The organism is Rhodopirellula sp. UH5 (genome assembly GCF_056839225.1).
In genome coordinates this window covers 3,397,989-3,411,240 of record NZ_CM166390.1, presented here as the reverse complement: position 1 = coordinate 3,411,240, position 13,252 = coordinate 3,397,989, and the positions used below count along the sequence as shown (strand labels likewise).

At 57.2% G+C, this 13,252-nt stretch carries 12 protein-coding genes; 6 read left to right on the top strand and 6 right to left on the bottom strand.

Annotated elements, in window-relative coordinates:
* Positions 1–139 precede the first annotated feature (139 nt).
* Complete coding sequence (locus UH5x_RS12070) at positions 140–2,134, bottom strand: transglutaminase-like domain-containing protein (RefSeq protein WP_482635789.1); 1,995 nt, start codon at positions 2,132–2,134, stop codon at positions 140–142.
* Between the two features lie 366 nt (positions 2,135–2,500).
* On the opposite strand from UH5x_RS12070, the gene UH5x_RS12065 reads away from it, so the two are divergent.
* Complete coding sequence (locus UH5x_RS12065; protein WP_047812923.1) at positions 2,501–3,211, top strand: hypothetical protein; 711 nt, start codon at positions 2,501–2,503, stop codon at positions 3,209–3,211.
* Between the two features lie 18 nt (positions 3,212–3,229).
* Here UH5x_RS12065 and UH5x_RS12060 read toward each other — a convergent pair whose 3' ends face one another.
* The gene (locus UH5x_RS12060; RefSeq protein WP_482635788.1) at positions 3,230–4,204 is read right to left on the bottom strand and encodes an N-acetylglucosamine kinase; all 975 of its coding nucleotides are present in this window, start codon (positions 4,202–4,204) and stop codon (positions 3,230–3,232) included.
* Positions 4,201–5,100: an N-acetylmuramic acid 6-phosphate etherase gene (gene murQ, locus UH5x_RS12055; protein ID WP_482635787.1), complete on the bottom strand. Its 900-nt coding sequence runs from the start codon at positions 5,098–5,100 to the stop codon at positions 4,201–4,203. The genes UH5x_RS12060 and murQ overlap by 4 nt, the downstream gene beginning before the upstream one ends.
* Positions 5,101–5,235: 135 nt before the next feature.
* On the opposite strand from murQ, the gene UH5x_RS12050 reads away from it, so the two are divergent.
* The 3 genes from UH5x_RS12050 to UH5x_RS12040 all read left to right on the top strand — a co-directional run bounded on the left by UH5x_RS12050 (position 5,236) and on the right by UH5x_RS12040 (position 8,429).
* Complete coding sequence (locus tag UH5x_RS12050) at positions 5,236–6,759, top strand: sodium:solute symporter (RefSeq protein WP_482635786.1); 1,524 nt, start codon at positions 5,236–5,238, stop codon at positions 6,757–6,759.
* 95 nt (positions 6,760–6,854) lie between these two features.
* Positions 6,855–8,060 (top strand): exo-beta-N-acetylmuramidase NamZ family protein, encoded by a 1,206-nt coding sequence (locus UH5x_RS12045; protein ID WP_482635974.1) that lies wholly within the window; start codon positions 6,855–6,857, stop codon positions 8,058–8,060.
* A gap of 120 nt (positions 8,061–8,180) precedes the next feature.
* Entirely contained in the window at positions 8,181–8,429 is a 249-nt protein-coding gene (locus UH5x_RS12040) for a hypothetical protein (protein WP_047812920.1), read from the top strand.
* 7 nt (positions 8,430–8,436) lie between these two features.
* Here the strand turns inward: UH5x_RS12040 and UH5x_RS12035 are convergent, their stop codons facing one another.
* The 3 genes from UH5x_RS12035 to UH5x_RS12025 form a co-directional block, all read right to left on the bottom strand.
* Positions 8,437–9,540 (bottom strand): Gfo/Idh/MocA family protein, encoded by a 1,104-nt coding sequence (locus UH5x_RS12035; RefSeq protein ID WP_047812919.1) that lies wholly within the window; start codon positions 9,538–9,540, stop codon positions 8,437–8,439.
* On the bottom strand, positions 9,537–10,442 hold the full coding sequence (locus UH5x_RS12030; protein WP_482635785.1) for a phytanoyl-CoA dioxygenase family protein: 906 nt from the start codon (positions 10,440–10,442) through the stop codon (positions 9,537–9,539). The genes UH5x_RS12035 and UH5x_RS12030 overlap by 4 nt, the downstream gene beginning before the upstream one ends.
* Before the next feature lie 298 nt (positions 10,443–10,740).
* Positions 10,741–11,547 (bottom strand): sensor histidine kinase, encoded by an 807-nt coding sequence (locus UH5x_RS12025; protein WP_047812917.1) that lies wholly within the window; start codon positions 11,545–11,547, stop codon positions 10,741–10,743.
* 187 nt (positions 11,548–11,734) lie between these two features.
* Here UH5x_RS12025 and UH5x_RS12020 point away from each other — a divergent pair, with 187 nt between their 5' ends.
* Positions 11,735–12,004 carry a hypothetical protein gene (locus tag UH5x_RS12020; RefSeq protein ID WP_047813038.1) on the top strand — a complete coding sequence of 90 codons (270 nt, stop codon included), beginning with the start codon at positions 11,735–11,737 and terminating at the stop codon, positions 12,002–12,004.
* A gap of 185 nt (positions 12,005–12,189) precedes the next feature.
* Positions 12,190–13,245, top strand: a complete 1,056-nt coding sequence (locus UH5x_RS12015; RefSeq protein WP_047812916.1) for an NAD-dependent epimerase/dehydratase family protein — start codon at positions 12,190–12,192, stop codon at positions 13,243–13,245.
* Positions 13,246–13,252: the final 7 nt, after the last annotated feature.

The window sequence follows — 13,252 nt, the reverse complement described above, 5'->3', positions numbered from 1 at the left end:
GTAGACCACTGCGTCAAACAGACGTGACCTCAAAAACGCCTCGGCGAAGGGTAACCTTCTCCGGGGCGTTTTTTTTATGCGCAAGCCACTGCTCTGGCACTCACCTGCTCTGGCACCCAATGACTCCCGCACCCACCGCTCAGGCACCACGAATGACCGCGTAGATGCTGATCTGCATTCGCGAGAGTTTGTCGATGAATTCCTCGATCAACTCAATCGGATCGATGTCTTTCATGTCGGTGGTCTCAATTGCCAAGCAATCCGGTTGGGTTTCGGTGCCAGCGACGGGGTCCAACGAGATCCATTGGTCGTCGACTTTCGCCACCACCCAGGCGTGATAGACAAAGCGGTTGCCTTCGGGAAGGCGAGCCCGTGTTTGGAATGGCAACGCCACATCACGGGTGGGGGCAACGTGGTCAGCGGATTGGTAACGGATTCCCAAGGCCATTCGGGATGGAATCCCGGCGGATCGCAACAGTGCCATCAGCAGAATGGACTGCTCGGTGCTGTCAGCTGTCGATGAGTCCGCAATTTGGCTGGCCGCACGCATGCCTTGCGAGAGCGCTTGGAACGACAGCAAGGAGTGAACGGTGCGGTTCATCTCCATCGCTCGTTCCGCCAACGTGAAGTCGGGGCTGTTGGCAGTTGCGTTGGCAATGCGGCGAACCGTGGCGGAGCGATAGTCCACCAACGAAGTCGCGGCCAAGTCAGCGGGGGTGCTCTCGCCTCCGAACTGGTCAAAGCGGTCGCGAAGCTTGGAAGGTGGAACGGGGGTCCGGGAAACGATCAGCTTTTGCTGTGCTTGGTCACCACTGCGTCGTAGGTACTGACGGGGAGCCAGAGCGATCTGATTGTCTTGGTTGTCCGCGGATGGTTCGGATTCTGGTTCGTTTGCCTCCCCAGGTGGATCCGATGCCACGGACTCGGGCGCGGGCGGTGTGGCCCAGATGATTTCGTAGCCGACCTGCTGGAGGTCACCTGCCAACAAACTCGCTTCGGTCTCAAGCGGTTTGCCCTGCACTTGCAAGGCAATCGGATAGTCTTGGTTGAGGAACTCTTGCCCCAGCAGCTTGTATTGCGAGGCATTGCAGCCGTACGAAAATCGTTGTTCGTTGGCGACGTGGTAGAGCTGCACCTGCCCTTGGTCGTCAAACCAATAAACGCTTTCGCGTTGTCGTTGGGGACCCAGTGACAACAGGCAAGATGCTTCCTGCAGCACGACTTCTTGGAATCCCTGCGGTGTCAGGACGGAAGGCGAAGCGAGCGAGTTGTGTTGCAGTCGAAGGGTTGCCACTTCCCCCAGGATTGGAAGCAAGACATTGGCTTCGCGAATTTCACCCTCTTGCAAAGGTTTTCGGCGCAGCGTTTGGTAGACGTGCAGCGGGCCGCCCAGTGGTGAATGGATCGGCAGCGTCTTCTTCTTGGTTGCGACCAAGCGGTTGTCAACGAACTGGACTTCGTTGGCGGTGATCTCGATCGTGCGATGTGATTCGATCGGTCCACGTCGAAATGTGCAGTCCACTTTCTTCAGGTCGCCATTGGCATCGTGCCAGAACGTTTGTTGGTTCGACTCCAGGATTTGCAGCATGCCGCGATAGGTCAGCCCTTGTTCTTCCAGCTCGACCTTGATCTCGTTGTCCGCGGTGCGAGTGGACTTGGCATGAATGCCGCCCAAGATGGTCGAACGGAGGCTGTGAATTTGCCACGACTCCCACTCGTCGGCGAGTCGGTTTTCGGTTGTTCCGGCGGAGGCGTGCGAACCGGGTTTGCCCGAAACGGTTTCGATCGTGTTGGAGGGCGTCTGGTTGGGAGTGAGGATCTCTGGCATGCCGGATTGCCGCATCGCATCGGCGGCGGACGAGGGCCGCGCTGTGTTGCGTGCCTGAGAGGCAAACGAAGGCGTTGTTTCCGCGTGCCAAGGAGCAGGCTTTTCAAACGTCTGGATGTCGTACCGATCGGGTAAGTCACAGCCGCTGGGGAGCAACGCTGCCGTCAGGCATGCCAGCGTGAGCACTTTCGCAACTCGGTTTTTCGCAGCGTTTGAATCGCTGGGAAGAATCGATGGAAACCCTGGGCAGGGCAAAGTACGAATGAAACGGGACAAAGCCCGTCGGGATGCTGTTCGATCCATCATGAACCAGCCGCTCGAAAGCGTCTTCAGAGAAGCGTTTTTGAAAAAGGCGGTGCGCGGCCCCCGCTAACGTCTCAATGTCGACTCCCAGGCGTGCGTGTCAACCTCTTTCGCAAGGATCCGGGCGAACCAGGGCCCCGCTTGGGGTGAGTTGGGAGAAACGATTGTTCGGGTTATGACGGTGGAAACGCTTGGGAGGCCGTCTCACGGGCCATTCAGCGAGTTTTGAGCGGTTCTGGGACAGTTGCGGGGTCTTGGCCGTGACGTGACCTAGCTTTGTGTGTTCACCAGTCGCAGCGGTGAACCGGCTCAGGCAATCTTTTCCACCCTGGTGTCGTCATCACACACGCGTCGAAAATTACCAATCAAATGGGCTTTCTCAAACGCATCCTTCGTCCGACGGCACAGGACGACGCGATTCCAACATCCGCACCTGGCAGCTTCGAACGTCTCTCGGACGAAGAACTGCAGGTTCACATGGGGATCAAAACCTATGGGATGTTCGAATTGACCGACGCCATCCGACCTTCCTACGACGTCCAGATTTCCCCCAGTCAGGGATTTCGGTACGACAAGTACGTGGACGAATCCAACGGATCCACCACGCCGGTCATCATGGCCGCCGCATCCAAACCTGTTTTGATGGATGTGTTCTTGGATCTGATCGATCAACTGGGAACCGTGGTCGATGTGGTGTTGGAAACCAGCCATCACAGTTCTTCGCAACACGAAGACCTGTACCGCGAGCACATCGATGTTCCCGTGCTGAAAAGCATCTTGATGGAATTCGAAGACGTGTTGCTCAACGATGGCTGCACTGGAATCGCGATCATCAACACGGCCAAGCAACAGGAAGTCCAACTGGACGAACACAAACTGTTGATCGCCTACGGAACGCCACTGGATGGATTCCGCCAGGCGTTGATCAATTCGGATGTGTATCCGGATGACTCGATCAAGTTCATCACCGAGGCTGAACACGTGCACAGCAGCAGTGAACGCTTGTACGACAAGTTCCAGCAGTTCAAAACACGCCTGGGCGTCGAAGACGAACACGAGCCCGAATGCGGTGCCTGGTGATCGTTGAGACTCGCTGATTCAGTTTGAGTGAGTTGTGGTCGATCCCATTGCAATCACCAGCGTGCCTGCCACTGATTCAGGAATCGCACGGTAGGTGGTTTCGATTCCAGTTCGTGCCAGCTTGTCACGGACGCTTTGTGTGAACGCTGGTTGATGAATCAGCACGCTGCCGGTGCCTGCCAATGCGCAGGGGTGGTCGGACATGCCAAGGCGAGCGACCAGCGTGTTCACCATCTCGGCAAGATCCGTGGACGCTTGATCAAGGATCTGTTGGGCGACCGAATCGCCGGAGCCTGCGACCTCAAAAACGAGTGGAGCAAGCGAGGCGATTTGCACTCGATTGTTCGAGTCGGTGTAGAGGATTGGAATCAATTCACTGGCCGTTGTGATCCCGTGGTGTTCCAGCAATCGCTGGTGCAGTTGGGTGGTGGGACCGCGCCCATCGTCGGCGCGAACGACAGCACGCAGAGCAGCAAGAGAAATCTGGTAGCCACTGCCTTCATCACCCAACAAGCTTCCCCAACCGCCACATCTCGCTGTCTCACCTTCGGTGTTTCGGCCCAGTGCCAGCGACCCGGTGCCCGAGATGAGCGCGATGCCAACCCCGTCTTCCGCCGCGGCGTACAGCACTGGCAATGCGTCATCGACCAGGGTCAATGACTTCGTCAATTGGCATTGATCCGCCCACGATCGAATGCGTTGTTGTTCGCTGTTTCGACCGGCACCGGCCAGCGCCAAGCAAGCCCGGTCCACCATGACGCGGGGAATTTCTGCATCGGCGAAGGCATTCTCGACGGCTCGATCCAGATTGCCCAACGCGGTTTCAAAGCCGACGCTACGGACATTGGAAGAACCCGCGCGTCCGCGGCCAAGCGTTTCAATCGCGTTGGGAATCGCAGTGTGATGATGGGGGAAGTCACACCGCGCGAGCCACGCGACGGTTTTGGTGCCGCCACCGTCGATTCCCAGCACCAGTCCAGTGGACGCGTTCATTCGGGGGGAGTCACGAACAAGCGACTCAGGTGCCCACCCACGTCAGCCAACTGTTGTCGCGCCGTTTGTGGGGAGACCTCACGCATGTGAACGACGATGGCTGTTTTCACTTCGCCCTTGCACTGGTGCAGCAATTGATCGGCTTGGTCGGTTGGGATCCCCACGATCTCGGAAAGCATTTGCCGCGATCTTGCGACCAGTTTTTCGTTGGTTGCGCGGACGTCGACCATGCGGTTGCCGTATGTCTTTCCGATCCGAATCATGGCCCCGGTGGTCAACATGTTCAGCACCATCTTGGTGGCGGTTCCCGCTTTCAAGCGGGTGGAACCGCTGACCACTTCAGGTCCCACGACCGGTGCGATCATGATTTGGGAGAGCGGTCGCAATTGGCAGTTTGGATTGCAACTCAGTCCGACAGTGACAGCTCCGACCGATCGGGCGTGTTGCAACCCGCCGATGACGTAGGGGGTTCGTCCGCTGGTGGCGATCCCCACCAACACATCGTTGTCGGACAGGTTGATGGCAGCCAAATCACGCTTCGCAAATTCCGGATGGTCCTCAGCCCCTTCGATTGCTCGGGTCAGCGCCTCGGGGCCGCCCGCGATCACGCCCACGACCATCTCGGGTGGGGTGCGGAAGGTCGGCGGGCATTCGCTGGCGTCGAGCACACCCAAGCGACCTGACGTGCCGGCACCCAGATAAACCAATCGCCCGTTGGAGCGGAATTTGTCCGCGATCACATCCACCGCCTCCGCGATTCTTTCGGCCTGCGTGTTCACCGCGGCCGCAATCAAAGCGTCTTGTTGATTGATCAGTTGAACGATTTGCAACGCTGACAACGAATCGATCTGGGCAGAGGCCGGGTTGCTGGCTTCCGTGGTCAATTGGTTCAGCATGGTGGATGGTTTCGCATGAGTGATTTCCCTGACCGCAACAAAACTGATCGCATCAAAATACAGTAAGGTAACCGCACTGATCAGGCGAGGCGGATTCAAAGCACAAAATCGACTACAGCACACGAGACTCGACACTTGGCTATCAGCTCCTTTGACCTTGCGGTTCTGGTCATCTACATGCTCGCGATGGTTGGCTTTGGTCTGTGGGTCGGACGGGACCAGAAGGACTTGGCCGGATACTTGCTGGGTGGACGCGACATGCCCTGGTGGTCGATCTTGGGGTCGATCGTCGCCACGGAAACCAGCACCGCGACTTTTTTGAGTGTGCCTGGGATCGCCTTTGCGGTCGACGGTGACATGCGGTTTCTGCAGTTGGGGATGGGGTTGGTGATTGGCCGCTTGATTGTGGCGGTCGTGTTGGTGCCCCTGTTTCGCCGCGGTGAAATCTATTCGGCCTATGAGATTCTGGCCACGCGGTTTGGCGACTCCAGCAAACGGTTCGCGTCGTTGTTGTTTTTGGTCACCCGGAATCTGGGCGACGGTTTGCGGCTGTTCTTGGCCGGCATTGCGTTGGAGAAGGTTCTCAGCGTTGACCTTGTCAGCTGCATTGTGATCCTGGGGGGCTTCACGATCGTCTACACGTTCTTTGGTGGGATCAAAGCTGTGATCTGGAGCGACTGCATCCAGTTGGTGGTTTATATGGTGGGTGGGGTGCTGTCGTTGCAGATCCTGGTCAACTACTTCCCGGGTGGTTGGCAACAACTCGTTGAGTTCGGCCAGGAGACCGGGCGTTTCCAGGTCTTTGACTTTCGTTGGCGATCGACCGACAACTTCAGTGTCCTGACGGAGCCCTTCACGTTTTGGTCGGGAGTCATCGGCGGAGCCGTGTTGACGCTGGGGACACACGGGACCGATCAAATGATCGTTCAGCGTTATCTGGCCGCGCGGAGCACGTTGGATGCACAGCGTGCGGTGGTCGCCAGCGGCGTGGTGGTGCTGATCCAATTCGCTTTGTTCTTGTTGCTGGGGGTCGCTTTGGCAGGCTTCTATTCGCAAATTCATCCGCGAGCGTTCGAGCACAACGATGAAGTGTTCGCTGCGTTCATCGTGGACTACCTGCCTGTTGGCTTGGTCGGCATCACGTTGGCGGCGGTGTTTGCGGCAGCCATGTCCACGTTGTCCAGTTCCTTGAATTCCTCGGCGTCTGCGGCGGTCTCGGATTTCTATCAGCCTTGGTTGCTTGCTCGCCGCAACCGATCGGAGAACAAGGTCGCTGACGAGAAGAGTTCCGATGACGAAGTGTCTGGCAACCTTCTCGGCGTCAGTCGCAAGCTGACCGTTGCCTTTGGATTGATCCAGATCGCGATTGGGATCGGTGCGAGCTACCTTTCGAGCAGTGTCATCAGCGATGCTCTGGCCATTGCTGGCTTCACGGCTGGGATCTTGTTGGGCGTTTTCCTGCTTGGGATTCTGACCACTTCCGCTCACCAACGTGGTGCATTGGTCGGGATGATGACCGGCATGGCAGTGCTCACCGCGATCAAATTTGCAACGCTGGTTGCGTGGCCTTGGTTGGCGATCATCGGCTCCGTCACCACCTTTGTTTCAGGGTATGTCGCCAGTCGCTTGATTCCTGCGGGGCCGCGAACAGGCCAATGAAACATGTCCGCGACACGGCGAAGGTGATCGTTCGGTCGTGGGGCGGGTTATGATTGACATTGCTTCCCGAAAATCACGCTCACTCTCAAGCGATCATGCCTCACCAGTTCTTTGCCGTTTGTCTGCTCACAATCACGCTTTGTTTCGCTCACACAAACGCCGTCACCGCTCAAGTGCTTGCGGGGATCGATGTCTTGCAGCAAGATGATTTTGCGGCCTTGGCGGGACGCAAGGTGGGCCTGATCACGAACCACACAGGCACGAACCTCGCAGGCGTCTCGACGGTTCAGTTGCTGCACGATTCGAAGGACGTGAATCTGGTGGCCTTGTTCAGTCCTGAACATGGATTTGTGGGCCAATTGGATCAAGCCAACATCGACGACCAGCGGGATTCGTTGACCGGATTGAAAGTCCACAGTCTGTATGGCAAGACTCGTGTTCCGACGGCGGAGATGCTGGAAGGCATCGACACGCTGGTTTTTGATATTCAGGACATTGGCGTTCGTTTCTACACCTACATCTCGACGATGGGTGGCGCGATGAAAGCAGCCGCTGAAAACGATGTTCGGTTTGTGGTTTTGGATCGGCCCAATCCGATCAACGGGACAGCAGTGCAAGGTCCAGTCACCGATGCGGGCAGCGAATCCTTCATCGCTTACCATCGCATTCCCGTCCGGCATGGGATGACGATTGGTGAGCTGGCCAAGATGTTCCAAGCCGAATGGGGACTCGATCTGGATTTGCAAGTCATTCCGATGGAGGGCTGGGAAGGCCGTCCGGGGTTCGATCAAACCGGACGCGTGTGGATCAATCCATCACCGAATATGCGAAGTCTCAATGCGGCCTACCTGTATCCGGCGATTGGGTTGTGGGAGACGACCAATTTGTCCGTGGGCCGTGGTACGGACACACCTTTCGAACACTTCGGTGCTCCCTGGATCGATGCGTTGGAATTGGCTCGTGAACTGAACGCACAGGGATTGAGCGGGGTGAGCTTCGTTCCAATCGAGTTCACTCCGGACGCCAGCAAATTCGCCAATGAAAAGTGTGGCGGAGTGAACGTGATCCTGACTGAGCGGGTTGAGTTTGATCCGTTGCGAACGGCGCTGACCATTGCCGTGACATTGCAGGGACTTGCACCCGATGACTGGAATACGAAGTCTCTCAACCGTCTGTTGGTCAGCCAGAAAACAGCGGAAGGAATCCTTGGCGGTCAATCGGTGGAGCAGTTGCAGGCGGCCTACCAAGAAGAGCTGTCGGAATTCGAAGCACGTCGGGAAAAGTATTTGATGTATCGTTGATGCTGCTGGGCAATCGGTTGTCGTGGTGGACGAGGTGACGAGTCCTCGTGCAAGGGACTCGTCGCTTCGTCCACTACCCATTTGTCGTTCGCTGCTCACCTCTCGTCTGAAACAGCCAACATGTCTTCCGAACCTCTCTCCGCAAACGCGACGTCATCGAATGAGTCAAAGTCCGCGTCCAGTTTGCTCACGCGATTGTTGACCCCGCGAAACTTGGCGGTGTTCTTCTTTGTTGTTTTGCCGCTCTGGCTGATCTTTCTGGTTGTCGCTTGGTGGTTCGCTCGCCAGAACGCGGCGGCTCAGGAATTGGCTGACCGCAAAAATGATTTGCTTGCCAGCGGTTTGCCAATTGATGTGAGTTCGTGGTGAATGAATTCTACAACGTTGTTGGGAGCTCGATCGCACGGTGGGTTTTCGCTGATTCGTAACATGCGTCGACCAAAGCCATTGTACGAAGGTTGTCGCGACCGCTTAGGTTGGGTTCGATGCCGGTTTCCAAAGCGACCAGCAGTTCTGCCATCGGTCCGGCGAACGCGTCGGGGAACCAGACTTGGTCCCAGCGTGGTTGTTCCCATCGGCCGATGTCGGTCGTGGTCCAGTCGATTGTGCTGGGGCTGCGAAGCGGGTACTTGGGCCAACCGATGGTTCCGCGAGCCATCCCCTTGGTGCCCTCGACTCGCCAAGTGATCCCCAAGTCTTCGGCCGCGCCTTCGCGAGCCGGTCCTGCCCACACGTCGTCGCAAATTTGACAACGCAAACCGTTGGCGTATTCCAGGATGTACAGTCCGATGCCGTCCACGTGCGAGAACGTCGTTCGCGGGTCGGTCCGGAAGCTGGCGAAGACACGAATAGGATCTCCGAACCAGTACCGCATGGCGTCCAAGTGGTGGATCGACATGATCCGGCAGGTCATCCACCCCTGCCGTTGTTGCCAAGGCATCCAGTGCGGGATCGCTCGCATGTCAATGGTCGCTAAAACAGGCTCGCCGAGTTGGCCTTGAGCCAGCAGCGTCTTGCACGCCCGAACCGACTGGTCGTAGCGCATGTTTTGATTGACACAAAGCGTGATACCAGCGTCGCGGCAGAGATCGACGATTTGCTTGGCTTTGGCAAGACAACCCGCGATGGGTTTTTGAACCAAGATGCCACGGATGTGCGGGTGCCGCACCGCTTCCCGAATGATCTCGAGTTGAACGTCCGGTGGGACCGCGATGTCGATGACCGGGATTGAACTGTCGGCCAAAAGTTCGCTGGGATTGTCAAAGACCTTGCTGATTCCATGCCGCTCTGCCACCGAGGCGGCTTGTTCTCTTCGCCGCGAAGCGATTGCAGCGGGCTGAAATCCCGCGGCTCGGTACGCCACCAACTGGCAATCATCCATGATGAACCCAGCACCGATGCACCCGATCGGCACCTCGCGATCTTTCGGCATAACGGGATCGATGCCCAAGTCGGCCGCGTTGCTCTCACGCTGCGTCAATTCTCAGCGTCCTTTGAATTCGCGTTCAAAGCGGTTGCGCTGGCATCTCGATTGGGATCCAGCCATGCCATCGATGCACTTTGTTCATCGCCTTGGCCAGAACCATTCGTTCCAGATCCGGCGGTGCCAACGGCGTCAAATCGCTGCGCTCCAATCTCGCGTACCGCGGAGTCAGGCAACCGATTCAGTGGCGTGTAGCGCGGGTGATGCGATTCCTTGTAAGGATCATTGGACTTCGCGTTGTAGCAACAGATCATGGACCAACGAGGATTCTCGCTGTGATTTTGATCGCTGCGGTGCAACAGGTTGGAATGGAAGAAGAGCACATCACCCGGACTCATTTCAACGTGCAGGAGCTCGAACCGTTTCAAAATCTCGGTCACGCGTTCCGGGTCCGCCCCGGCTTGCTGACCGGTCAATTGATGATGAATGCGTCCACACGCATGGGAGCCGCGGATGACTTGCAAGCACCCGTTTTCTTTGGTTGCCGGATCAACGGCGATGAAACAACTGACTAGGTTCGGCGTCAAAACGCCGTTGCTGTACCAGTAGCCGTAATCTTGATGCCAGGCCCACGCGCCACCGACGCGCGCGTCCTTCATGATCATCTTGGAGTGATAGTGATAGGGTTCGTCACGCAACAGTTGCCCAGCCCTTTCCACGATTCGATCGCACCTTGCAAACGCACCATAGACACCGTCACCGGGATGGTTCCAAAGAGACAATCGCACGGTGCCGCCTTCACCATCGTCGCGACCAAACGCGTGGTCGTCCAAACGCTTGTCTTCTTTGGCGGAGCGTCGCAGCAGTTCGATCTCATCGGGATCGAACAAAGACGAAGCCAACAAGAATCCTTGGCGGTCGTAGTCGGCAAGCTGGGCTTCACTGAGTGGACGGGGCATTTTCGCAGGGCGGGTTCGCGGGAACGAATGACAACACGTCATTGTATGCGATCCCAGACACCGACAAACGCCGAGTCACCCCACACTCAGACGCCAAAAAGGTGTCAGGTACCTTTTTGGTAGAACAGGTGGTTTGCCGGTTCTGCGGGCTCTGTGAAGGAAGCGATTCTAAGGCGATTCGGCAAAGAAAATGTTGCCTGAACCCTTCAGCTGACGACACCGGCATCGAGCCAAAACCCCCATTCCCCCAAAAAGGTACCTGACACCTTTTTGGCAGGTGGGCGATAGCGTACGCGCTTCAAGCCGCAGCTCGTTGTGCCGCGCTGATTGGCAGGCGGATGATGAAGGCGGTGCCGCGACCGACGGAGCTTTCGACTCGCACACGTCCTTTGTGCTCGTCGATGATTTCTTTGCAGGCGGCCAATCCCAACCCTGTGCCGCCCTTTCCTGTTTCATCAGGACCGGCTTTGGTGGAGAAGTACGGGTCAAAGATCTTTGGCAGAACGTCCTCAGGGATGCCCTTGCCAGAATCGCGAACCGTCAGTTCAACGTAGCCGTTTCCATCCGCTCCGGTGTCGCAGGAGGCGACACGAATCCAGAGCGTGCCGCATTCGCCGATGGCTTGTCGTGAATTGGTCAGCAGGTTGAGCAGCAAGCGTTGGATTTGGTTTCCGCTGGCGTGAACCGTCGCGGTTTCGGGCAAGTCCGTTTCGATGCTGATTCGATACTTTTGCATTTCACGTTGCATCAGCACCAAGGTTTCCCGAACCAATCCGCTCAAGTCGACTGGGCCCATCGCGTCGCTGCGATTGCGGGCTTGGGCCAAGATCGTGTTGGTGATTTGAGCGGCACGCTCGGAGGCTTCCAGGATTTTCGTCAGTGCTTTGTCGCGGCTGGCTTTGTCTTCGTTCCGCAGTCCCAATTTGGCGTAGTTGATGACGGTCATCAGCACGTTGTTGAATTCGTGCGTGGCGGTGCCGGTCAGTTCGCCGAGGGTCGCCAGATTCTGCAGTCGTTTCACCTGTTCCCGCAGCACCGTCAGCTCATTGGCTTGGGATTCGGAGGCGGCGTGAGTCGATTGGGCGGAAGAAGCTTGGTGCGACATAGCTGAGTTTGGAATCCGGGCGGGAAGGGATTGGCTGTTTGATCTATCGGAACAACCCACACGGTTGATAAATCCCTGCTATCCGGCCCGCAAACCTTACCCTCCACGGCTTGCTTGCCCCGGTGACTTGTTCGCCCTCAATCACGCAGGCGAAAAGCCCGTCTCCAGCGAGTCCAAAGGCTTCGATATGAATCGGTTTGACGAGGAAAACGTGCTGGATCGTCTGAAACGGATGACCCGCATCGCCCGCCAAAATGGATTTGAAATTCGCGGCGAACCATTGGAGGGGGCTGGCAGCACCTGGTGCGAAATTCGCGGCAAACGCGTGCTGTTTTTGGATTTGACGCAAACCGCTGCCGAGCAAGCCCTGGCGATCGCGGAAATTTTGGAGATGACCCGAATGATCCGCCCCAACACCCCGGCCGAGGCTCCCGTGGCCGTGAAACAGGCTGCCTGAAGCGTCCGAAAGACTCTGGCGAAAACGCTCCGCGGGCGTTCAAGCGGCCTTCACTGAAATGGGCAACCAGCCGTCGATGTCGTTTCATTGAAAATAAAACGTGGCGGTTTTGGTGTTTCGATTGCGAATTACAATCAGACGCAGTTTTCTTTTGGATGTTGGTTTTTAGGTAGGTTTGACGTGCTATGCGTGTGATTGTGACAGGTTCCAGTGGGCTGATCGGCTCGGCCGCGGTGCGGCATTGGGACGCCCTGGGTGACGAAGTCATCGGCATCGACAACGACATGCGCGCCACCTTTTTCGGCCCGGATGGCAGCACCAAGTGGAACCAGTCGCGACTGGAACAGGAAACCTCGAACTTCCGAACCGTCTCGTTGGACATTCGCGACCGCGAAGGCGTGTTGGACCTGTTCAAGAACGAGCCACCGGATTTGGTGATTCACTGTGCGGCCCAACCATCGCACGACAAAGCCGCCGCGATTCCGTTCTTGGATTTTGAAGTCAACGCCAACGGAACATTGAACCTGCTCGAGGGAACTCGTCAGCATGCACCCGAGGCTGTGTTCTGCCACATGAGCACGAACAAGGTTTACGGCGATGCCCCCAACGAGTTGCCGCTGGACGAATTGGAAACCCGCTGGGAATATGCCCGCGAAGAAGACCACGCTGGCATCTCTGAGTCGTGCCGCATCGACCAAACGATGCACTCGCTGTTTGGCGCGTCCAAGACGGCGGCGGACGTGTTGGCTCAGGAGTACGGCAAGTACTTCGGGTTGAAGACCGGAATCTTCCGAGGCGGATGCTTGACCGGGGCCAGCCACAGCGGCGTCGAGTTGCATGGGTTCTTGAGTTACCTCGTTCACGTGGCCGTGACGGGCAAGCCCTACACGATCTTTGGATACAAAGGCAAACAAGTTCGCGACCAAATCGAATGCAGCGATGTGGTCAAAGCCTTCGAAGCGTTCTCGAAGAACCCGCGTCCAGGCGAGGTTTACAACATCGGTGGCGGACGCGACAACGCGGCCAGCGTGCTGGAATGCATTCAGAAGATCGAAGACATCTCGGGTCACAAAGTGAAGTGGACGCTGGGCGATGACAATCGCAAAGGCGATCACATTTGCTACATCAGCGACCTGAGCAAACTGCGACGTGATTACCCGGACTGGGACATCCGCGTGTCGCTGGACGAGATCCTTCGACAAATGATTGCAAGCGAAGAGTCCAAACTCGCGACCGCATGATTTGCAA

Bases quoted from the DNA above. Each gene is read 5' to 3' on its own strand.
- UH5x_RS12060 (WP_482635788.1), bottom strand. From the start codon at position 4,204: ATGAACGCGTCCACTGGACTGGTGCTGGGAATCGACGGTGGCGGCACC.
- UH5x_RS12045 (WP_482635974.1), top strand. From the start codon at position 6,855: ATGCCTCACCAGTTCTTTGCCGTTTGTCTGCTCACAATCACGCTTTGT.
- murQ (WP_482635787.1), bottom strand. From the start codon at position 5,100: ATGCTGAACCAATTGACCACGGAAGCCAGCAACCCGGCCTCTGCCCAG.
- UH5x_RS12025 (WP_047812917.1), bottom strand. From the start codon at position 11,547: ATGTCGCACCAAGCTTCTTCCGCCCAATCGACTCACGCCGCCTCCGAA.
- UH5x_RS12030 (WP_482635785.1), bottom strand. From the start codon at position 10,442: ATGCCCCGTCCACTCAGTGAAGCCCAGCTTGCCGACTACGACCGCCAA.
- UH5x_RS12070 (WP_482635789.1), bottom strand. From the start codon at position 2,134: ATGATGGATCGAACAGCATCCCGACGGGCTTTGTCCCGTTTCATTCGT.
- UH5x_RS12020 (WP_047813038.1), top strand. From the start codon at position 11,735: ATGAATCGGTTTGACGAGGAAAACGTGCTGGATCGTCTGAAACGGATG.
- UH5x_RS12015 (WP_047812916.1), top strand. From the start codon at position 12,190: ATGCGTGTGATTGTGACAGGTTCCAGTGGGCTGATCGGCTCGGCCGCG.
- UH5x_RS12065 (WP_047812923.1), top strand. From the start codon at position 2,501: ATGGGCTTTCTCAAACGCATCCTTCGTCCGACGGCACAGGACGACGCG.
- UH5x_RS12040 (WP_047812920.1), top strand. From the start codon at position 8,181: ATGTCTTCCGAACCTCTCTCCGCAAACGCGACGTCATCGAATGAGTCA.